The organism is Amycolatopsis sp. NPDC051758 (assembly GCF_044453095.1).
Lineage (GTDB): Bacteria > Actinomycetota > Actinomycetes > Mycobacteriales > Pseudonocardiaceae > Amycolatopsis.
In genome coordinates this window covers 103977-125212 of the sequence record NZ_JBITCJ010000008.1, presented here as the reverse complement: position 1 = coordinate 125212, position 21236 = coordinate 103977, and the positions used below count along the sequence as shown (strand labels likewise).

The 21236-nt window shown below is 68.7% G+C and carries 13 protein-coding genes and 2 pseudogenes; 6 read left to right on the top strand and 9 right to left on the bottom strand.

Going from position 1 to position 21236, the window contains the following annotated elements:
* Positions 1-252 precede the first annotated feature (252 nt).
* A pseudogene (locus ACIA5G_RS33605) lies at positions 253-492 on the bottom strand (IS701 family transposase); the annotation flags it as partial.
* A 111-nt stretch (positions 493-603) separates the two neighbouring features.
* A complete protein-coding gene (locus ACIA5G_RS33600; RefSeq protein WP_395930559.1) occupies positions 604-1404 on the bottom strand; it encodes a hypothetical protein in 801 nt (266 codons plus the stop codon).
* 249 nt (positions 1405-1653) lie between these two features.
* On the opposite strand from ACIA5G_RS33600, the gene ACIA5G_RS33595 reads away from it, so the two are divergent.
* Positions 1654-1836 (top strand): hypothetical protein, encoded by a 183-nt coding sequence (locus tag ACIA5G_RS33595; protein ID WP_395930557.1) that lies wholly within the window; start codon positions 1654-1656, stop codon positions 1834-1836.
* A gap of 52 nt (positions 1837-1888) precedes the next feature.
* Here ACIA5G_RS33595 and ACIA5G_RS33590 read toward each other — a convergent pair whose 3' ends face one another.
* The 3 genes and pseudogenes from ACIA5G_RS33590 to ACIA5G_RS33580 all read right to left on the bottom strand — a co-directional run bounded on the left by ACIA5G_RS33590 (position 1889) and on the right by ACIA5G_RS33580 (position 3891).
* Positions 1889-2029 carry a hypothetical protein gene (locus ACIA5G_RS33590; protein ID WP_395930555.1) on the bottom strand — a complete coding sequence of 47 codons (141 nt, stop codon included), beginning with the start codon at positions 2027-2029 and terminating at the stop codon, positions 1889-1891.
* Between the two features lie 183 nt (positions 2030-2212).
* Complete coding sequence (locus ACIA5G_RS33585) at positions 2213-2473, bottom strand: hypothetical protein (RefSeq protein WP_395930553.1); 261 nt, start codon at positions 2471-2473, stop codon at positions 2213-2215.
* 214 nt (positions 2474-2687) lie between these two features.
* Positions 2688-3891 (bottom strand): annotated as a pseudogene (locus ACIA5G_RS33580) (IS110 family transposase).
* A 318-nt stretch (positions 3892-4209) separates the two neighbouring features.
* Between ACIA5G_RS33580 and ACIA5G_RS33575 the strand changes: the two are divergent.
* Entirely contained in the window at positions 4210-4341 is a 132-nt protein-coding gene (locus ACIA5G_RS33575; RefSeq protein ID WP_395930551.1) for a hypothetical protein, read from the top strand.
* Positions 4342-4361: 20 nt separating this feature from the next.
* Here ACIA5G_RS33575 and ACIA5G_RS33570 read toward each other — a convergent pair whose 3' ends face one another.
* Together ACIA5G_RS33570 and ACIA5G_RS33565 are read right to left on the bottom strand one after the other, a co-directional pair.
* On the bottom strand, positions 4362-7484 hold the full coding sequence (locus tag ACIA5G_RS33570) for a CHAT domain-containing protein (protein WP_395930549.1): 3123 nt from the start codon (positions 7482-7484) through the stop codon (positions 4362-4364).
* A gap of 156 nt (positions 7485-7640) precedes the next feature.
* Entirely contained in the window at positions 7641-8126 is a 486-nt protein-coding gene (locus tag ACIA5G_RS33565) for a transposase (RefSeq protein WP_395930546.1), read from the bottom strand.
* Positions 8127-8832: 706 nt separating this feature from the next.
* Here ACIA5G_RS33565 and ACIA5G_RS33560 point away from each other — a divergent pair.
* Together ACIA5G_RS33560 and ACIA5G_RS33555 are read left to right on the top strand one after the other, a co-directional pair.
* The gene (locus tag ACIA5G_RS33560; RefSeq protein ID WP_395930544.1) at positions 8833-12084 is read left to right on the top strand and encodes a hypothetical protein; all 3252 of its coding nucleotides are present in this window, start codon (positions 8833-8835) and stop codon (positions 12082-12084) included.
* Positions 12085-12092: 8 nt separating this feature from the next.
* Entirely contained in the window at positions 12093-12731 is a 639-nt protein-coding gene (locus tag ACIA5G_RS33555; RefSeq protein ID WP_395930542.1) for a CHAT domain-containing protein, read from the top strand.
* A 30-nt stretch (positions 12732-12761) separates the two neighbouring features.
* Here ACIA5G_RS33555 and ACIA5G_RS33550 read toward each other — a convergent pair whose 3' ends face one another.
* Positions 12762-15038: a CHAT domain-containing protein gene (locus ACIA5G_RS33550; RefSeq protein ID WP_395930540.1), complete on the bottom strand. Its 2277-nt coding sequence runs from the start codon at positions 15036-15038 to the stop codon at positions 12762-12764.
* Complete coding sequence (locus ACIA5G_RS33545) at positions 15028-18072, bottom strand: CHAT domain-containing protein (RefSeq protein WP_395930538.1); 3045 nt, start codon at positions 18070-18072, stop codon at positions 15028-15030. The genes ACIA5G_RS33550 and ACIA5G_RS33545 overlap by 11 nt, the downstream gene beginning before the upstream one ends.
* A gap of 179 nt (positions 18073-18251) precedes the next feature.
* On the opposite strand from ACIA5G_RS33545, the gene ACIA5G_RS33540 reads away from it, so the two are divergent.
* Complete coding sequence (locus ACIA5G_RS33540) at positions 18252-18761, top strand: hypothetical protein (RefSeq protein ID WP_395930536.1); 510 nt, start codon at positions 18252-18254, stop codon at positions 18759-18761.
* Between the two features lie 158 nt (positions 18762-18919).
* Positions 18920-21202 carry a CHAT domain-containing protein gene (locus ACIA5G_RS33535; protein WP_395930534.1) on the top strand — a complete coding sequence of 761 codons (2283 nt, stop codon included), beginning with the start codon at positions 18920-18922 and terminating at the stop codon, positions 21200-21202.
* The last annotated feature ends 34 nt before the right edge of the window (positions 21203-21236 follow it).

Here is a 21236-nt window from a genome sequence, read left to right as displayed (position 1 = left end):
GAACCTCACCTGACCAAGGGCCACGTCACCGACATGGTAAGCACACGCACGGCTATAGCCCACTGAGTGACGCTTACGTCGTGGCTTAGTACTGCAACGGCAGTTAAGTGAGTGGGTAGCTGCGTCGTTTGTCGTGGCTGAGGCGAGCTTGGTGCTGTCGCCGCCGACGGAAGCAGGACCAGGCCCAGACATGGTCGGCGGCGTCGGCGACACGCAGGACGAGTTTGGTGAGCAGGCGCCGGATCTCCGGTAGCGTGAATCCGAACGGACGCCGTCGACGTCCCAGTCCGCCCAGGGCAGCAGCCGCTGCATCCCGTCCGGTGACACCTCGCCGGCCTGCTCGGCCAGCATCCACCCGTTCTTCCGCTCCAGCCCTGCGACCAGCCCGGACACATACTCCCGCGCCCGAGCCCGCGGCTCCGACCGCGCGAACCGGCCCGCAATCCGCTCAGGCACCCGATCCAGCTGATCCATCACCACATCGACCACCACAGCGATGATCTACCACAACGCTGCTAACTGCCGTTGCAGTATTGGTCTGCGCGTCGCCACGGCGAGCGGTTTGTCGACGATGCGGATCTCGTGGCAGTGCGGCCGAAGTTCTCAAGGAAGGGGACGGAATCCGACTCTTTCCGCATCTTCCACATTAATAAACCACAACTCGGCCACCATACGGCTGAACTTCGGATTGTCATCAGCGCAGTAGCGCAGAGCGGTGATGCTGGCCTTCACGCAGAACTCCTCACTGGGGCGCCCGCCGCCCGGTCTAGGCATCGCAGAACGAGGCCCGCATGGGCCCGGTGGAACCGACTCCGGATGCGGTAACTGCTCTCGAAGCGCATGCCGGCCTGAGGTCGGCTCGGCAGTGGAGGAGACGCGTTCCCCCAGGATTTCGGTGGCGGGAAGGGACGGCCTGAACAGCTCGCTGCCGGTCAAGGTGGCCTCGGCGGTCGGCGGTACTGCCTCGGCTACCTCGATCAGGCTGCCGGAAGCGACTAACTCTTCGGGAGTGGCGACGGACGTTTCAGCCGTCAGAAGCGGGGCCTCGGTGTGCTCAGGCAACGCAGGGGGGCGGTGCTCGAAGGCTGCGGTCCACAGCATTTCGACCTTGTCGCGGACCTGCCGCCCGCCTCGGATTTGGCCAAGTTCGATGAACGCTTCAACAACGCTGATCATGGTCGGACGGTTGGGTAGTGCGGGACTGCACAGCGTGCGGTGAATGTAAGTGTGGGAGGGCGTGGTCCAATCCTCGAGGGAGTTTGGCTCTGTCGCGGCGCGGGCTTTCAACCACTCGGCGATCTGATAGGTGCTGCGGTAACCGGAGTAAGCGTGCAGCCGGTGCAACTCGTCGTTCAGCTCCCGCAGCGGTCCGTCGGGCAGCTCAGGCTTTCGCCACTTCGGCATTGCGTTCCTCGCGTCTTCTCAACTGGCAGCCATTGGCACTCAGTATAAACAGACGTAAATGATCAAGCTGTGAGCTTGTTTGCGAGCTCGCGCGCTGAGACGGCAATAATCGGACAAAAGTCGCCTATTCGGGCGCCTTTGCATGTAAATAGGTGTCACATAACTAGCTGACCTGCGTAAACGTTGCATCGAGAATCACGGCGAGTGCGGCGTGAGCGAAGATGCCAAGTAGGTCGGAGGACGGCAGGGATGAACTGGCTGTGGATCGGCACGTCGGTCACGGCGGTGACCACCGCAACGACACGATGCGTGCTGGCCAAGATCCGTGCCGCGAGTCGTCGCCGGACACTCGAAGCCGCGCTGAAAGATGCCACCCCGGTCGAGCGGGTAGCGATCCTACGTGCGCTGCGGGACTGGACGAAGTTGGAATGACAGCCGGACCGATCGAGACAATCAGCCTCAGAACGCGCGGGGTCCTCACTGGTCAAAACCAGGGATTGCGCTCGACCGCGTTGGGCCGGACGTCCTTCTCGACGTAGCCGTTGCGGAAGGCGACGGTGAGCCGCTCTTCGATGAGGAAGTTGAGCTCGCGGGACACGACGTGGCCTTCAGTACCGGCGTACACGCGCTTGAAGATCGCGCCGCCGAGGTTCTTGGTGCTGCGTATGCGTTCGCCACCTTCGTAGCGGCAGGAGTACTCGCTCCACTGGAAGGGTTTGCGCTCGGCGGGCTCGGGCTGCGCCGCCGAGCTGTCGCCGCGGCCTTTCGAGATGTATCTTCGGATCGGCCGAAGGGTCCCGGAGTTCTTTTAGTCGTAGTCGCCTTCGATCGTCCACTGCGGATCGGCGCCGACAGCTGCTCTCAGCAGCAGCGCGTCGTCGCCGTCGTCGCCTTCCATCATCACCTGAATGCGGGCTAGCGCCCGGCCGCCTCGCCCGGGCAGTGACGTGTGCATGATCCACGGCCCCGCTGACGCCAGTACTCGCCGCTGCGGGCCACCGTCTACGCCGACGGAGGCCGGCGGATAGCTCAGCTCGCCGCGCTCACTACACCAGATCACGTCACCCACGGAGTCAAGAACGACGGTCGGCACCGAGCGCCGTGGTACCACCGTCGGCGAGGGTGCTGGTAGCCGGCTGGTCCGCGAGGACCGGGCGCCGCGGCGGTAGCTGCGTTGTCGATGGATTCTGCGGTCTCTGAGGCTGTCGACGCGGTTCTGAGGTCAGGTGGTGCCGGCATCCGCCTAGCCGCCCTCGGGTTCGGGGGGTGTCCCTATGTGGTTGTCAAGCCGCGACGGGGGCGGGAGCCGGTTCGGGATGGCGGTAGTGGGTGCCGTTGCGCAGCATGGCGTAGAGAACGTCGCAGCGGCGGCGGGCCAGGCAGATGGGCGGCGTTGTGTTTCTTGCCCTCGGCCCTCTTGCGGTCGTAGTAGGTGCGGCTGGTCGGGTCGGACAACGCAGCGAACGCGGCAAGGAAGAACGCGCGTTTGAGCTGACGGTTGCCGGTCCGGGCCGGATGTTCGCCCTTGATGCTGGTGCCGGAGCTGCGGGTGACCGGGGCGATGCCGGCGTAGGCCGCCAGATGCGCGGAGGATTTGAAGTTCGAGGCGTCACCGACCTCGAGCAAGATGCGGGCGGCGGTCCTGACCCCGATGCCGGGCATCGAAGTCAGGACTCCGGCAAGAGGGTGCGCATCGAGTATCCCCTCGACCTGCTCCGCGACGGTTTTCCATTGCTGGAGAACCGTTTTCAAGCTATCGGCCAGCCGCGGCAGCACGGTGTCCGCGGCGGCAGTGCCCGGGACGGTGACAGTCTGCTCTCCCAAGGCGGTCGTGATCGCCTCGACCAGCCGCTGACCCATGCGCGGCGCGTGGACCTTCGCGATCGCGGTGAGCTTGCGGCGGCCGGCCTTGGCGATCCCCGTCGGCCCACCGCAGCGGGAGAGGATCTCCAGCACCGCGGGATGGCCGACCCGCGGTCCGATGGCGTGTTCGAGGGCGGGATGGATGCCGGTGAGCAGACCCCGGATGCGGTTGCTGATCCGGGCGGCCTCGCCGGCCAGGTCGTCGTCGAACCCGACCAGCACCTCCAGCGCGGCCAAGGCCTCGTCGCCGACATCGACCGGCCGCAGCGTGTGCGGCAGGGAGCGGGCGGCGTCGGCGATGACGAACGCGTCCCGGGCATCAGTCTTCGCGCGGCCGGGGTAGAGGTCGGCGATGCGGCGCATCGCCAGACCGGGCAGATAGGCCACCTGATGGCCCGCGGCGCGGGCAACCGCGACCGGCAACGCCCCGATGGTGGCCGGTTGGTCGACCACGACCAGCAGCGTGCCGTGCCGGGCGAGTTTCTCGAACAAGGCCCGCAGCTTCGGTTCGCTGTTGGGCAGCGGCGCGTCATGCAGCCGCTTCCCTTCCGGGTCCAGACCGACCGCGTGATGGGCGTCCTTGCCGACGTCCAGGCCGAGAAACACGCTGAAGCTGCTGCTCATCCACCCTGCCGTTCGTTCGCCGCGACGTGGTCACCGGTCAGGCATCGAGCGCCGGCACCCACGTTACGACGAGACCTACCCAGTGGTGGCCATGTCCCTATCAGCGGTCCCTCGATGCCACCAGGCCCGGTGACACCACCCCCCGGATCATGCCTGCGACTGGGGGCGTTAGTCATGCCGGGCCTGGTGACCACAGCTCCTTGATCAGGAACTACGAAAAAGGTAACGGGGGAGGTCGCGCTCACCATCGGACGGCTCCTGGACAGCCAACCCCTGCGGCGGGCGCTTGCTGAGCGTCCGGACATCGCCGTCGCGGCGATGGTGTCGGACCGCCTGCACGGCTATGTCGTCGGTGAAGGCGCGCCGGGTCTCGACCCCGCCGACTTCGCATCGACGGACATCGTGGTGAAGACCTTCCAGGCTCGGGCTTGGCTGTGGACTGCCCGCTGAGCGACCGACCTCGGCTGCCGTCAGGCGCCGCTGTGGATGTGCGCCGCCCAGAGCACCGGTGCGGTAGGGCGGGCGTTGCGGGCAGAACGCACCGCGTGGTGCAGCGCGTGCGCACTGCGGTTGGTGTCCGGCGCCCCGGCGCGGGTGAGGTGCGCGTAGAAGGCGTTGGCGACGCGTGCGGCACTGCTGTCGTTGATCGTCCAGAGGGTGCCGATCACATGCCGGTAGCCGGCGAGTTGGAAGGCTGATGCCAGGTGAATGGCCTCGTCGACCAGTTGACTGTTGGTGCTGATGGCGGTTTCGCACGCTGACAGGTAGGCGAGTTGAGCCTGGTCGAGGTGCAGTGGCGACAGCGCCGCGACGGTGAGCGGTGCGGTGGCGTGGTCGTGCAGCAGGAGGCGGCTGTTGGAGGGGTTGTGCGGGTCGTGCGTTCCGTGGCACGCGAAGTGCGCGATCGGGCATTTCTCCAGATGGGACAGCACCGTGGCCAGGAGAGGCAGGCTGTCGTCGGCCGCGGCGACCAGGTCCAGCGGATCGGGTTCCACGAGCATGATCGAGCGGGCGACCAGCTTGGCCAGGTTGGCGGCCTCGCCGCCTACGTGACGAAGGCGTCCGTTACCAGGAAGTCCTGGCGTGACGGGCATCGCGACGATCAGCGCCGAGTCGGGGACACGTGGCAGGGCTGTGGTGCGGCGTGCATGGCGCAGTGCGGCGATCGTCGGCGTGTAGGAGGAGATGACGCGGTCGATGACGGAGCGTGCGCCCGGCCCCGGTGGGTCGCTGTGGTGACCGGCCGCATGGATCGGGAGCAACGCCAGCAGCCCGCCGGGGATCCACCACACCCTCGGCCACTCGCCATCTTCGTGGCCGGCGTGGTGACCGAGCGCGTGTAGGACGGGACCAGCGGCGCAGTCCCAAAGCCATTGCAGGATCCCGTTGAGGGTGTGTTGTGCGGACTTCCGGTCCGCCTCTGTGGCCATCCCGTCCCCTGCGGTGCCCAGCGCTTCGTAGAACGTTCGAATCTGCTCGACCAGGGTGTGGTGGCCCAGGTCGGGCAGCGGCAGGCTGGTGACGCCTGTCGGTGTCACCAGCAGCGCGTCGCTGCGGTGGAAGCTGATGTTGAATACGACAAGTGGTCCGTCTTCGGCCTGCCCGAGCAGATCGCCTTCCGACAGCGGCCGACCGAAGGAGTCGAAGCCTTGCTGCGCACGGATCTCGTCCAGCACCTCGGCCAATTCATCGGCCAACCGCAGTCGGTCGCCCGCGGTTCGGGCGGCGTCCACCGGCGATCCGGGGCCCACACCGGGGTCTTGGTCGAGGAGCACGCGAATCCGGGTCAAGCGCTCGGCCAACAGCGGATGGCGATCGGCCAGGTCGGAGAGATCGCTGCGAACCTCCAACGCCTGGCTCAGCAACACCGCACGGCCCGCCTCCGCGAAGCGCAGGGCGAGGCTTGCCCGGCTCTCCGGCGCGAGCGAGGGATCAGACAGGGTCAGCGCGGCCGCGTCGGCTGCCAGCCCGGACAGTCCTGACAGCGCCGAGGTCAGCGCGTACCGCTGATCCGGGGGGACTATCTGCCGCGGCGTCACCTCGGGTAGCAGGAGCACCGCTCGTCGCAGGAGGTCCGCCGCCAGAGCGGGCTGTGCGGCCGCCGCCAGCGTGCTCGCGACCCGAGTTGCCCGGATGCGCACCGACGGTGCCGCGGTTTCCAAGGTGGCGGCTTCGGCGTACGTGGCGACCGCGAGTTCCAGATCTGCCCGCGTTCCGGTCCGCTGGTGTTGGATCCACAGCGCCTTGCCCAGGTTCGACAGCCGGGTGGCGCGGGCGGGGTGGCCATCGGCGGTGGCCGCCACCGACTTCCGCAGGTTCTCGACGGCCGACTTCAGATCGGCCTCCAGCTCCCGCAACTGGTAGCGGATCAGCAGGGCGTTGCCGAGGTTGGAGCAGGCCGGGGCACGGTCGGGGGCACCGGCGGGGTGGGCTGCGACCGCCTCGTGGCCGACCTCCACGGCGGCGTCCAGGTCCGTCGTGTCCTCGGCCGTTCCCGTGCGTTCGAACCGGGTGCGCAGAGTGTCGGCGTGGTTGGACAGCCACGCCGCCCGGAGCGGGTCGTGGGGCTGGGTAGTCGCCACCGCTTCCCCGTTGGCGTCCACTGCCTCGTCCAGGTCCTCCACTGCACCGAGCCGATTGAACCGCGTCCGAAGGGCGATGCCGAGGTTGGACAGCCACGCGGGCCGATCCAGGTCACCGGGCGAGGTGATAGCCACCGCCTTCCGGTGCGCGTGAACCGCCAGGTCGAGATCCGCCAGCGCCCCTCTCCGCTCGAACCTGCTGTGGAGGGCGGTGCCGAGGGCGGACTGGGCGATGTCGTCGTCCGGATCCGCCGCAGTCGCCCGCAGGCAGGCGTCGACTGCCGCGTCCAGTTCCGCCAGCGCTCCGGTTCGGGCGAACCTCATGCGCAATGCGATGCCCAGCCTGGCCAGCCGCCTGGCTCGGTTGAGGTCGGTGGTCGTGGCCGACACCGCGCTTTCGAGGGCCTGCACGGCACCGTCGAGGTCTGCGGGCAGTTGTGTCCGCTCGAACCTGAGCAGCAGTGCCGCGCCCACGTCGGACAAGGTCAAGGCGCGGTCCGGTCCATCGGTCGAAGCGCACGACACCGCTTCCCGGGTGATCTCGATCGCCGCGTCCAGGTCCGCTGGCACGTGTGTCCACTCGTACCTCGACGTGAGCGTCTCGCCGAGGCCGCTCAGGCGTCGGGCCCGAAAGGGGTGGTCGGCCGAGGTGGCGGCGATAGCCTCGACGCCTGCCCACACCGCCAAATCCAGATCGTCCAGAACGCGGGCCTGGTCGAACCGGCTTTGCAGAACGACCCGGAGATTGGCCAACGCCATGCCCCGGTCCGGGTGATCGTGCGAGATCGCGGAAACGGCGCCCTCCGCGAACCGCACTGCCGCGCTGAGGTACGGCACTTCCTTCGCCTGCTCGAACTGCTGCCGCAAAGCGATGCTGATGCGGACAAGCGCCGAAGGTAATTCTTCTCGAGGTGTCCGACTCAGATCGAAGCCGAGTGTCAGGGCCAAACCACGCAGTTCGGACACCTGTTCCAGTCGAACCGGCGCCTTCTTCCTCAGTCCCGAAGGCACGCTTGCACTTCCACCAGTCCCCACTGCCGCTCCCACGGTCCGCGTTGTCCAAAGGACGTTAGCGGAAAACCGCGGCGCTCGCGGTCACCTGATCAGGCCTGCTCGGTAGGCGATCAACGCTGCGCCCACCACTGCATCTCGTGGAGACAGCCGCGGTCAACGACCTCGGCCATCCACACCACGTCTAGTACGGCAGCAGCACGTAAGTTTGTAGATCTCGGGGTTGAAGGCCGGTGGCCGACCGCCCTTCGACCCCTTGGCCTTGCGATGCGCGTCCTGATCAGCCTTGCTCGGAATAGTCGCCTTGATCCCACGACGACGCAGATGAGCCCGATTGGCCTTCGACGTGTGCGCCTTATCCGCCAGCACCCGATCCGGACGGGTGCGCGGCCGGCCGACACCCGGACGGGGCACCCGGATACCGGCCAGGACCGGGATGAAATGCGGGCTGTCGCCCCGCTGTCCCGCGGTCAGCACGATCGACAATGGCTTCTGTCCCTGCTCGCAGCCCAGATGCAGCTTCGTGGTCCATCCGCCCCGGGACCGGCCCAACGCGTGATCATCAGGTTCGGCGGTGGTCCCGCCGGGCGGCTCGGCACGCGGCAGGCATCGCAGGCGGTCCCACTGAGGAAGAGTTGGCATCGGTGATCTGGGACCGCTGCGATTCCGCCCGCACATAGACGACGCCGACTCCCGCGGGCGAGCAACTCCGGGCGTGCCGGCCGTCAGAGGGACTCCAATCGTCCGGATACTTGAGCCATCTCTGGACCGACCTCAGGTCGTGGCGTCAGCGGTACCGAACGAGCCCCTTGCAGCTGTCTGTCATCTGTCGGTTTGGGACATACACCTGGACCCACGTCATCGATCTTGACCTGCCCGCGACAGTCGCAGACAGACCGGAGATCTGACAGCAACGTTCCCTCAACAGACGATCGTCGGAGACGACCGCCCAAAGATCAACTCCGCCTCGACCACGGCGCCTTGTGGGCCACCCAGGTCGGCCGAACACCGTGGTTCAAGATCGCTCCGTTCGGCTACGCCCTTGGAGAGCCGCAGGCTGAGCACCGTCTTCCACAAGGGGGTCACCTACGCGTCAAGTGACGAGGTCGGCAATACAAGTCTCCGGCAAGGTGGCGGTGTTGCCGGGGCGACTTCGGTCAGGTTCAGGCGACCGGCTGCCCGGTGGGCGGAGAGGGTGTCCACGATGGTGTAGATCGGTGCCCGTCGGCATGTGGCTCTTTAGAAGAACACGCTCGGTGAGTTCGTCAAAGTTCCCGCCGCTCCGTATCCTCGTCTATGCTGTTGGCTGACTCGAGGAAGGTGCGTTGTACCAGATCACACTTCAATCATGAACGATCGGTCGCGAAAACCCCAATTCGAGGCGTTAGTCGCGGACCTGCGAGCCCGGTTGGGGCGTATCGCCGAGGCGGGAGATCCTGATCTTGCCGAGGATCCGGACACGCTTGGGGTTGTTGACCGGCTGATCGAGGTGTTCGATACTCGTGGTCAGACTCGCGACGCTCGCTTGCTCGCCGATGCGGCCGTCGAACTGGCCGCCGATCTTCTCGATCGAGCGCGTCGCTCCCTAGATCCGGATCCGATGAGTGCTGCTGTCGCCGTATGGCGGTTCATTGTCGACGCGACTCCCCGCGACCATCCCAGCCGCCCTGGACGTCTTTCCGAACTGGGGTTCGCACTCCGGTCGTGGTTCGCCAGTTCCCTGGCATTGACCGATCCGGACGAGGCTATCGAGGCAGGCCGGGCGGCAGTGGCGGCAACTCCCGCCGGTCATCCTCATCTCGCATCGGTGCTTGTCTCCCTCAGCACCGAACTGCAGGCGCGGTTCAGGCGGGTCGGCGCTACGGTTGACCTCGACGAGGCGGTCGATACGGCTCAGGCGGCGGCCGCGGCCGCGGCCGCGGAATCGTATCGTGCGGTATTGCTGTGTAATCTTGCGATCGCCTTGTGCCTCCGGTACGGAGACTCCGGTTCGATGGCGGACCTGGACAACGCGATCCGAGCGGCCACTGACGCGGTCGCTGTCGTCCCGTCCGGGAAGCAGTACTTGATTTCGCTCACCATTCGTTGCGCTGCGTTGCAGAGCAAGTTCGACAGCACCGGCGCGTTCGCGGACCTGAATCACCTCATCGACGCCTATCGCCTCCTTGTTGCCGCTGTGCCGGCTCACGAGGCCGATGGTGCTGTTCACCGATCGAATCTCGGAACGGCGTTGCAGGCCCGGTTCGAGCACACACACCGTCTGGCGGATCTGGACGAGGCGATCGAGATGGGCCGGGCGGCCATCCGAACGACATCCGATCCGCTGTCGCGTGCCTTGCACCTATCCAACCTCTGCAGCGCGCTGCAGACGCGATTCGAACGTACCGGGATGCCGGCCGACCTCGATGAGGCGATCGAAGCCGGTCGTGCGGCGACAGCCATTTCGGCGGACGACGACAGCCACGCGGGGCGTTTGTCCAGCCTCAGCAACGCGCTTCGAAATCGGTTCGGCATGTCCGGGTCGCTGGCCGACCTGGCCGAGGCGATCGACCTGAGCCGCAAGGCAGTGGCGGCCACCCCCTCCGAACACCCAGACCGTGTGAAACGCATGTCCAACCACGCGACCGCTGTGCTGTGCCGGTTCGGGCGATCGGGAACTCTTGCCGACCTCGACGAAGCGATCGGCATCTTGCGCGCGGCCGTGAAAGACTGCATGGTCGAAGTGCCCGGGATCATGATCAACCTGCTCCTCGCGTTGCAGCTCCGGTTCGAGCGCACGGGAATGATTGCCGACCTCGACGAGGCGATCGAGGTCGGTCGCGAGGCCGTGGCCACTTGTACGCCGGATAGTCTCGATCGTCCGGCGTTTCTGTCGAGTATCGGCATCGTGCTGCAAACTCGGTTCGAACGGACCGGCGCGCTGGCTGACCTGGACGAAGCCGTTGAGGTAGGCCGTGCGGCAGTCACCACGATCCCGGCGGATCACCGTGATCGGGCAGGATGGTTGTCCAACCTCGGGGCCACTTTGCTGCGGCGTTTCGAGCGCACCGGCGTGCTGGCCGATCTGGACGAGGCCGTGGCAACGGGCCGCGCTGCGGTGGCAGCCACCGCACGCGACCACTCCGACCGGACGATTATGGAGTCCAACCTCGGTGCCGCACTACGTCTGCGCTTCCAACACGCTGGGATGGTGTCCGATCTTGATGAGGCTGTCGAGGCGGGCCGTGCTGCGGTGGTGGCCACCCCATCCGACCACCCCGACCGCGCCGCTCGCCTCTCCAACCTCGGGATCGCGCTCACTGCCCGTGCTGAGCACACCGGGGTGGTGGCGGATTTGGACGAGGCCGTTCTGCTCGGCCGCGCGGCGGTGGCAGCTACCCCCTCCGGCCACACGCAGCGAGCTGTTCATCTGTCCAACTTGGGCCAGACGCTGCGCACCAGATTCCGACAGGTCCGCAGGCACACCGACCTCGCGGCGGCCGGCGCGTCTCTGATCGAGGCGTCCGAAGTCGAGACCGCCGCACCTTCGATGCGGGTGCGGGCGGCGAGGGCTGCCGGCCTGCTGCTCGCGGAGGTCGATGTCGGCCGGGCGGCGCAAGTCCTGGAGTCCGCGGTGCGGCTGCTTCCCGACATGGCGCCGAGAGACCTCGTCCGCGCTGACCAGCAACACGCTCTCGGAGGTATCTCCGGACTTGCGGCCGACGCGGCGGCAACAGCACTCTCGCTTCCCGAGGGCGTGGAGTACCGCCCCGCGGTGCGGGCTGTGCGGCTGCTCGAGATGGGGCGGGCCGTGATGCTCAGCCAAGCTTTGGACACCCGCGACGACCTTACCGAACTCCGTGCGCAGCATCCGGGACTGGCGGCTCGTTACGGAGAAATACGTCAGCTGCTTGATCGGCATGCGTCGGCGCCCGGTACGGCCGGGAGGCCGAAAACGGCGGGGTTTTCCGTCCATGCTGTCGATTCCGGAACATGGGATCGCAGATCGATCGCCGCAGAGTTCGGCGCTGTCGTTCGACAGATTCGTGAGCAGAAGGGCTTCGCGGGGTTCGGATTGCCTCCTGAACTCGACGGGCTTCTCGCCGAGGCTCGCCAAGGTCCGATTGTGATGTTCAACGTCAGTGACCTGCGCTGTGACGCGCTCGTGCTCACGTCGGACGGCGTCAGACCGGTCGCGCTGCCAGGACTTACCCGGCCGGCGTTGGTCGAGCAGATCAATATGTTCTATCAGGCCCTCGCTGCGGCGCATGACACGGACGCCGACCGTGAAACGCGACTCGCGGCGCAGGGCACTCTGAACAAGATCCTGGCCTGGCTATGGGACAACGCCGCCGAACCCGTTCTCGACGCCCTGGGTTTGAACAGTACGCCGGTTGCGAGCCATTCTGGAACCGGCGACTGGCCCAGGGTCTGGTGGGCGCCTGGTGGCCTGCTCGGCATGCTTCCGATCCATGCCTCGGGACACCATTCCGACGCGCTTGACGATCCACATCGGCGCACCGTCCTCGACCGGGTAGTTAGTTCCTACACACCGACGGTGCGTGCGTTGAGCTACGCTCGTCGCAAGGCGTCACACTTGGGGCAGCCGTCCGGGCACTGATCGTCGGGATGCCCACCACACCTGGTCTGCCCGACGCCCGGCTTCCGCTCGTTTCCTCCGAGATCGCCGTTGTGCGCCGGTACTTCCCGGATCACATCGAACTGTGCGAATCAGGCAGGACCAGCGAAGACGCCGACGCGGAAGACCTGAACGCGGAGTGCCGGGTTCCGACCCGGGCGGCCGTTCTGGCGCACCTACCCACTCACCCGGTCGTCCATTTCGCTTGCCATGGCGTCACCGACTTGACTGACCCGTCACTCAGCCGGCTGATTCTGCACGACCACATCGAGAACCCGCTCAGTGTCGCCAGTCTGGCGCCGCTGGCTCTCGATCAGGTCCAGCTGGCTTACCTGTCGGCTTGTCAGACAGCCGCGATTCACACACCCCAGCTCGTCGATGAGGCCATTCACCTCGCCAGCGCGTTCAACCTCGCCGGTTATCCCCACGTCATCGGGACTCTGTGGGAAATCAGCGATCGCCGCGCTGTGGCCATCGCCGAAGCCTTCTACGCTGGTCTCAGGCGAGCTGATGGCTCACTCGAATTCGAACGTGCGGCCTCTGCATTGCATCACGCGGTCAGGAACGTCAGCCGTCGACGGCCTTGGGCGCCGTCGCTATGGGCCGGGTACCTTCATACCGGTGCCTGACCTGTGCAGCTTCTCACCGGGCTCTCGGCGCTACCAGGGAACTCCTCGAGTACCGCTGATCACCGCGTAGTTCGCCCACACGAACGGCGACCGAGACGCCGAAGCTGATTCGAGGACGGCGAACACGTCTTCACCCGCAGCGACCGCCTCGATCACCTTGCGGTCCAGCGCGGACACCGCGTCGGGATGCGGCCAGAGCGTCGACACCACGGTCCGCGCCCCCGCCGCGATTGCGGCGGCGGCCAGGCCGTACCAGTCAGTAGTGCCGAGGCCGCCCGAGGAACACGACACGAGCACAACCGTGGTCGGTAACGGGAAGTCCTCGCGACCGCGGACACTCAGCCATTGGGCGGCGGACAGTTCGGCGTCGGCGAGCCGGAGCACCGCGCGATCCGCATCACGCGCTGACGTCGTGTGACCTGCGTATACGAAGGTGACGGGACCGTCGGCGCGGGTTCGCAGGTCTTCAAGTAATTTGCCGAACTTCTCCGCGGTGGCGTCCGCGCCGATCAGCGAAGGTGGGAACGACCTGGCGAGGCGGCGGGCACCGGGCAGGTCGCCCTGGGTATCCGCAACGGTCAGCGCCACCGGCCGCGGACCAGAATCCGGGGGTGGGGCTTGGACGGCCGCTGCCGGGGAAGGAACGTACACCGGGTGAAGCCACCGCAGCAGAGGTGTGCCGTTGTCGTCGAGCGGCAGGGCGGCCAGCGGCAGTCGTGCGACTTCGGCGGCCGGTACCACTTGCAGGCGGCGAGGGCTGTCTTCGGCCGCTGCCTCCATCCAGTTTCGCCGGATCCGTTCCGGGACCAGCAGCGCGGCGAGCCTCGCTCCGGGAGCACCGGACACCACCGCCCGGCCGTTACGCACGCGCTCGGCGTAGTGATCCGTGTCGGGCAGGGCCCCGGTCAGTTCGGCCAGGGCATCGCCGAGGGCTGAATCCGGTCCCGCCTCGACGGCACCGCCGATGGTCAGCCCCGTCTCGATCACGTACCAGTAGAGACTCGAGCGAAGCTGGATGGTGCCCCACAGTACTTCTCCCGGCCTTTCGGCCAGCAGCCGGAGATCCGCTTCCCCGGTCTCCTGGGTATTTTCGAGACCGGCTACCTGACGCAGGGTGGCGCGGCAGGCCAGCTGCTCGTTCGGATCCGCGGTCAGGCCGTCGGCGATGGACGCGACTGCTGCGGCGTAGTCGAGCCGGGCATCGCCGACGGTGAACCGGGGCAGCGGGCCGAGGGCCATCCGATGTTCGGCTTCGGTGGCCTCAGCGGAGGGAAGGAGCAGGTGCACAGGTGCGCCGTCGGCGATGGGCTGCTGAGCCCGGGTGGTTTCGATCGCCACGGCCAGACCGGCCCAGTCCTTGCGCCGCACCAGGAGCTCGCAAACCAGGTCGAACACCTCCGCTTGCCGGGCGCGCCACTCACCGCGGGTTCGTGGCCGGTGCAGGCCGTGCAGCGTCCGGGACGCCAGGCGAGAAGCGAGGAGTGCGAACGGCCAGGCTTCGTCGGGTGATCCGGTGCGCAGGTGCAGCCGTGCCGTGTTGCGGAGCACTTCCTGCACGTAGCTGATGGTCAAGGTCGGGGCCGTGAGGGTGTGCAGCAGCGCCACGTGCTGTTCGGGCAATGCCCCGCGGTAGTCTCCGCGCCTGGCCAGCGAAGCGGCCCGACTGTGAGAGATCCGGCCGAGTTTGTGGCGGCTGCCGATGCGCCGGGCCAGTTCGTCGCTCTGCTGCCGGAGCGCTTCGGCGTCGTCGGTCCGGCCCAGCAGGTCCACCGCGATCGCGGCGTTGAGCAGGCAGTCGATGACACGCATCTCGGTCCCGGTCAGGGTGCCGAACAGGCGCGCGCCGCGCCGGGCATGTGCGTGGGCCCTCGCCAGATTGCCGAGACTCCGGTGCACGGCGCCGAGATTCATGTGTGTCATGGCGGTCTCGAACACACGCTCGGGGTACCTGGAGAACACACGGCGTGCCGCGTTGTAGGCAGCCAGCCCCTGGTCGAGCCGGCCCAGCAGGCGGTAGTTGTACCCCAGGTTGGTGCCCACCTTGGCCGCGCTGATCTCGTCGCCGAGTTCGAGGTAGTGCCTCACGAGCTGCCGGTTGATCTCGATCGCGGTGCCCAGATCCCCGCTCGTCGCCCGGACCATCGCCTGGCGCTGCCGCGCGGCCAGTGCCCGGGGCCGGTCTCCGAGCTGTGTGAACAGATCCTCCGCTTCCAGCGATCGGTTCAGGCAGCCGTCGTAGTCTCCGGACTCGTACGCCGCGACCGCTTCGCGGAGTAGCCGTTCGCCGTGTTCCCGTTCAGCGTGCACCGGTTTTCTCCGCCGCTACGCCGGCCGCGTCCGGCCAGCAGGTGACCACCCAGGACGCAGCGAAGAACTTGGGACGGCCTGCCCAGGCTCGCTGCACCTTCGCCAATGCGCGCGGAGGAGCCGTTCCTGCGGCCAGTTCGGCGTGGTAGGCGGCCATGAACCGGGGCGTCGCGGCGTCGCCCGCCGGCCACAACGGTGCGGTGACGGCACCGGCGCCGGACAGGAGAAAGGCGGTCGCCGCGCTCAGCGCTTCATCGGGCAGCGTGGCGCTCGTCAGTGCCGCGTCGCACGCGCTCAGCACGATGTGCGCGTGGCGTGCTCGCCGTCCGGGCGGTGCGGTCCCCACCCTGAGCGGCGGCGACAGGTGCAGCACGGTCTCCTGTGGCCGCTCCGCATCGACTTCGCAGTGGCAGGCGAGGTGCAGCAGATCGGCGTCGAACAGAGCGGTCAGCGCCGCGGGGTCATCGGTCGGCTCCGGTTCGGTGTCGCCGGCCGGCCGGTCGTGGACGACCAGTTCGGCGCCCGGATGACTGCCGGCCACCCGACGTGCCTCGCGGGCCGCGCCGGGAATGCGCGCGTCCGCTGGTCCGGTGTCGGCCCAGACCACCACGCGGCGCGGACCTGCTGGGACCTCGCCGTGCCGCCCGGCGGGCGTGGCGCGAATCAGGAGGAGCGGCTCGAGGCGGGAGAGGTCGGCGTCCGTGCCCGGGGCGGCGGCCGCCGTGAGCGGTAGCCATGCGAGCCGTCCCAGCGGAAGCACAGCCACCCGGCGGACGTCGGCGAGCAGCGGCCACAGCGGGTCGAGCACCGTCTTCGCCGTCCATCGACACAGGACGTCGGCTGCGTCCCGCCGTCCGGCGGCGGCGCTGTCCGGAGTCGCCGAGATCGTCTCCCGGAACGCCGCCACCCGGCCGGCCACGGCGCCCTCCGTCAGCCCGGGCAGTTCCGCGTGCGTGGCTCGCCCGTCGGGCCCGACCAGCACCGCGATGCCGCCGGCGGCCGTGGTGCCGAGCAGCAGCACGTGCCGGTCCATCAACCGTGCCCCCGCGACGACGCCGTCGAAGGTCACGCCGTCCGCGGCGACGCCGACCGCCTCCGCGATCAGCGTTGCGGAGGCTTGTTCGAGGTGCACGGCCGCGGCGGCGACGTTTCCGTCGCGCGCCGCGCACAGCGCCGCCAGGGCGCCGATGCCCTGCACGCCGGAGCGGGCGCGTTCCTTGTCCTGCCGGTGCCGCCGCAGGCCGGTCAGCCGGCCCGCCGCGGTGAGCGCCAGCCGGAAGGCGTGCTCACCTTTGTCCCACAACGAAAGCCGCCAGGCGATGTCGCCGAGCAACCGGCCCGTCGGTACGGACAGGTGGGGGTGGTCCGCCCCGAGCGCCTCGTCCAGCTCGTCGATGGCTCGCTGCAGGAGAGCGAGGTCCTCGGTACCGGCGGCGAGCCGCAGGTCGAACACCTCCAGCAGCCGCGCACCGAGGTTGTACCGGATGCTGGCGACGAGCACGCTCGTCTCTCCGAATCGGCCTCTCGCGGCCTCGAACGCTCGCTCCAGCAGCGCGATCTCACGGGCCGGCTCGCTGTCCGGGGCCGTGAGCTCGCGGACGCGCTTCAGCAGCATCGCCCAGTTGTTCAGGTACAACGGCCGGTCGGCCGAGCCGGGCGGACAGTGATCCACTGCGGCCTCAGCGTGTTGCCCGGCGATGGCGAGAGCTTCGCGGGTGTCCCGGTGGGCCCATAGCCGGCTCGCGGTGGAGTGCCGGGCGGCCAAGCCGGCGCTGCCGGGCGGGGTGGCCTTGATGGCCTGCTCCACCAGTTCGATACCCCGCAGGAGATCCCCGGCAGCTCCGGCGGGATCGGGGCGGGTTCGCAGCTCGGCGCGAGAGAGCAGGGCCGTGGCCTGGTTGGTGGCGATCGCGGCGAACTCGTCCGCGGCCGGCCCCCGTGCCAGTTCCTCGTCCACGAGGACGATGGCTTGATCGAGGTGCTCGCTCGTGCCGAACAGGTCGAACCGCTCGGCCAGGAGCAGCGCGACCTGATTGGTGTATTCGCCGGTCTCCGGCGTGGTGCTCCGGGCGAGGGCAAGTGCTCTTTTCGCGTCCGCGATCGCCGCGTCGGTCCGGGTGCGGTCGTCGAAGACACGGCCTGCTTCACCGTGGACCGTGGAGCGCACGGAAAGCGCCTGGGCGAGCAGATCGGCATTGCCGGCTGCTTCGGCAGTGCGCACGGCGTCGTCGCCGGCTTCCGCCGCCTCGGCCAGAACTTCGGCCTCGCCCGTCCACTCGTGACGCGTGAGCAGAATCGCGGCCAGCAGCCGGGCGACGCTGACGCGCGGCTCGCCTTCGACGACGGCGAGCGAGCGGCGAGCGAGTTTCTCCGCCTCGGCCAGCAGCGCGAGGTCCGACGACTCCTCCGCCACCTCGGACAGGAGGCCGATGACGTTGGCGGCACCCGCGCCCGGAATCACCGGTTCCGCGAGGACCTTTTCCAGAGCCGCGGTAAGCCCGTCGAATTCGTTGCGGCGGTGCCAGAGAGCGAGATGGATGCCGGCCAGCGCGTTGGCGGCGGCCGTGCGTGCCGCGTCATCCTGAGGGGCGGCCGCCAGCTCGTCGGCGAGGAATCGGCGCGCCCGCTCGAGGGTGTCGGTGTCCTCGGGGTGAGCCGACCACCGGGCCGCGAGATCACTCGCGGCCCGCAGCCGATCCGCGGGCGGTGCGGCGGCGAACACAGCCTCGGCCAAGCGACAGGCGGTGCGCAGGTCGGCGGACCTGCCGTGGCGCCGGTAGCGGGTCATGAGGTCGACGCCGAGGTCGTGCTGCAGGTCGGCTCGACAGTGCGCAGCTTCGGAGGCCAAGCCGGTCAAGCCCATCCGGCGGGTGGCGATCGCCCGGTCGAGATCGTTCGCGGCGAGCCACGCCTCCGCCAGCTGGTCGACGGCCAGCGCCCATTCCGTGCTGCCCGCAGCCGCGCGCCGGACGGCGGCCTGTGGCTGCGCCACCCGGTCGTCGTGGTCCATCGGGTCCGGCTGGGAAGTGGTCATCCACAGCCTCGGCTTCGCTGTCGTCCGGTCACCAGTGGCCGACGATACCCGAGCAGCCGGAGGAGACCCGGCTCCGGCTGGCGGTCTCGGTGGCGGCGGGTGAGGATGGACGACGGGTCCGGGGCGGCGGAAACGGGGGACGGATGCGGCGGCGGTGGCGGCGACACGAGCCCCCGGCAGTGCCCCTGAGCCCGGCCGGTGAGCGGCTGCACTCCAAGGTGGCCGCCTACTTGAAGTCCTCCGATCCGGCGATGCTCGCCGACGCACAGACGGTGCAGGACACCGTCGAGGTCGCGCGTACGGTCACGTCCCGGTTCCGGGACCGTCCGCCGAACTACCGCGACGCCCACGCGGCCGGGCTGTTGCACTGGCTGCGGGCGGACCATGTCGACACGGCCGCCGCGGCTGTCGAACGCGGTCGAGCGTCGGCGTACTTCCTGCTGTTGCTGCGCCGGCACCGCGGCGCGATTCCCGACTCGGCGCTGGCCGAAGTCGCCGGCATGGCCGCCCGGCACGCCGGCAAACGCGACGGGGTGCCGTCTGGAGCGCGCTCGCGGAACAGGCACTCACGTCGTTCGACGAGCAAGGCGACGACGCCTCGCTGCACTGCGCGGCCCTGCTGCTGCGGTTCATCGTCGAGGCCGTGGATCCGGCAGACCCCGCGTATCGCGTGTACCTGGCGACCCTGATCCTGACGCTGCGCCGGCAACGGGAATGGGCGGCCGACCCCGGCATCGCCGGCGAAGTCCTCGAGCTGGCCCGGCGTGCGGTGGACGCGAGACCACCGGGGGATGCCGACCGCCCGGTGTACGTTGCGCAGCTGGTCGACGTTCTTACGAGCAGCTACATGGCGAACGGCGAGCTCGCCCGGATCGACGAGGCCGTGATGACCGGTCTGAACGCGGTCGGTGCGGCGGGTCCCGTGCACCAGATCGCGATCCTCACAGCCACGGCGACCGCCCTGCACAACCGTTACCTCGACACCGACGCGCTCCCCGACCTCCGCCAGGCGATCAGCCTGGAGCGTCGCGCGGCCGCGCTGGCCGACGCCATCCCCGGCTCCGAGGCCGCGCTGCTGTCCACGCTGGCCGATTCATTGACCTCGCTGTACCTGCGGACAGAAGACGATGCGGTCGGCCGCGATGCCGTCGACGTCCAGCGTCAGGCTTTGGCCGCGGCGACGCCGGGAAGCGAATTGCACACCGAAATCAGTTATGAACTGGCCTGCACGATGTTCGCGCGATTCCGGGGAACACGAGACCGCGGCGACTTCGACGCCGCGATCCAGGCCGCCGAAGCCGGCATGCAGATCCGTGCCGAGGAGCGCGGCGACATCGCCCGTCGGCACGGTTTAGTCGCCCTCACGCACCAGTTACGGCACGAACTGAGCGCCGACGTGGACGATCTGCGGCGCGCGGCGGAAGCCTACGAAGCCGGAGCGAGCGCCTGTGCGGACGACGATCCGACCCGGGCGTCCTACCTGCTCAGCTCCGCCGACATGCTGATGCGGCTCTTCGAGGCCACAGCGGATGACACCCTCGCGGACCGCGCCACCGCATTGCACCGGGCGGCCGCGGCGATCGCCACCGCTCCCGTCGCGGATCGCCTGCGTGCGACCGTCGGCTGGGCCGAAGGGGAGGCCCGGGGCGGCCGCTACGACGCGGCCGTGGTTGCCTACCAGGCCGCGATCCGGCTCCTGCCGCTGACCGCATGGCACGGCCTGGAACGAGGCGACCGCGAGTACCTGCTGTCGCTGTCAGCCGGAATGGCGTCCGACGCGGCAGCCGCGGCGATCGCGCTGGACGAGCCGGAGCTGGCGCTGGAACTGCTCGAGGAAGGCCGGGGCGTGCTGCTCCGCCAGGCCTTCGACTACCGCCGAGGGCCCGCACAGCTGCGCGAGCGGCACCCCGAGCTCGCGGCCGAACTGGAAACGGTCCGCCGGAGGCTCGACGCGGCGACCGGCCGGGGAGCGGCGGACGGCCTGATCGATCGACGCGTGCTCGCGCAGCGGTGGGATGCGCTGGTTGCCGAAGCTAGGAGTCTGGCGGGTTTCGACGACTTCCTCATGCCTACGCCGTTCGAACGTCTCCGGGCGGCCGCCGGCTGCGGTCCCGTCGTGGTGGTCAACATCAGCGAACTGCGTTGTGACGCGATGGTGCTGACGAAGGCCGGTGTGAGCGTGGTGCCGCTGCCGGACGTGACACCGGAGGCCGTCAACGAGCAGGCCGGGCGACTCGACAGCGCGCTCGACTCGGCGGCGCACGACCCGCTGGCCCCGCAGACGCAGTTGACATTGGTACTCACCTGGCTGGGCACCCACGTCGTGGCACCGCTGCTCGGCAAGGTGGCGCCGCGGCGGCGCCAGGGCGAGCCGCTTACGCGGGCATGGTGGTGCCCGACCGGCGTGCTCTCGAGCATGCCGCTGCACGCTGCGCTGCTTCCTGGCGGTGAGGTGGTGTTCGAGCGTTGCATCCCGTCCTACACCGCCACCCTGCGGACGCTCTTGAATGGCCGTGAGCCGGCCACGACCGAGGCTGCCCGGCCGCTGGTGGTCGGCGTGGCGTCGTCCGCGGAAGGGAGCACGCTGTTGCCCAGTGCGGGGGCCGAAATCGCGATCGTGGCGCCCAGCCTCGAAGGCGCCGCGGTTCTGCGGGAAGAAGCCGCGACATGCGCCGCCGTGCTGGACGGGTTGCCGGCGGCGTCTTGGTTCCATTTCGCCGGGCACGCCGAACAGCGCAGCTGGCAGGACGGCGGTCCCGTCCTGCACTGCTGGGACGGGCCGCTGGCGGCCACCGACATCGCCATGGTCGCCCTGGACCGCGCGGAAATCGCGGTGCTTTCGGCCTGCGATACGGCGTTCGGCGACGTCGAGCTCCGAGACGAGGCCGCCCACCTGTCCGGGGCGTTCCAAATCGCCGGATTCCGGCACGTCGTCGCCACTCAATGGCCGGTCAACGACCGGCGGGCGCGCGTGGCGGTCCGGACTTTCTACCGTCACGTCACCGGCGACGCGAAGACCTCGGACGCCGCCCACGCGGCAGTGGCCGTGTGGCAGGTCCTGCGGGACGAGCGGGCGGCGTATCCCGACCGGCCGGCGATCTGGGCGCCATTCGTCCACTTCGGCCCGTGAACTCCGACCTGCGCTGACGCCGGTCGGCGCGTGA

Coding starts and splice junctions, on each gene's coding strand:
- ACIA5G_RS33600 (WP_395930559.1), bottom strand. CDS start 1,404: ATGCCGAAGTGGCGAAAGCCTGAGCTGCCCGACGGACCGCTGCGGGAG.
- ACIA5G_RS33595 (WP_395930557.1), top strand. CDS start 1,654: ATGAACTGGCTGTGGATCGGCACGTCGGTCACGGCGGTGACCACCGCA.
- ACIA5G_RS33575 (WP_395930551.1), top strand. CDS start 4,210: ATGGTGTCGGACCGCCTGCACGGCTATGTCGTCGGTGAAGGCGCGCCG.
- ACIA5G_RS33565 (WP_395930546.1), bottom strand. CDS start 8,126: ATGCCAACTCTTCCTCAGTGGGACCGCCTGCGATGCCTGCCGCGTGCC.
- ACIA5G_RS33560 (WP_395930544.1), top strand. CDS start 8,833: ATGAACGATCGGTCGCGAAAACCCCAATTCGAGGCGTTAGTCGCGGAC.
- ACIA5G_RS33555 (WP_395930542.1), top strand. CDS start 12,093: ATGCCCACCACACCTGGTCTGCCCGACGCCCGGCTTCCGCTCGTTTCC.
- ACIA5G_RS33545 (WP_395930538.1), bottom strand. CDS start 18,072: ATGACCACTTCCCAGCCGGACCCGATGGACCACGACGACCGGGTGGCG.
- ACIA5G_RS33535 (WP_395930534.1), top strand. CDS start 18,920: ATGGCGAACGGCGAGCTCGCCCGGATCGACGAGGCCGTGATGACCGGT.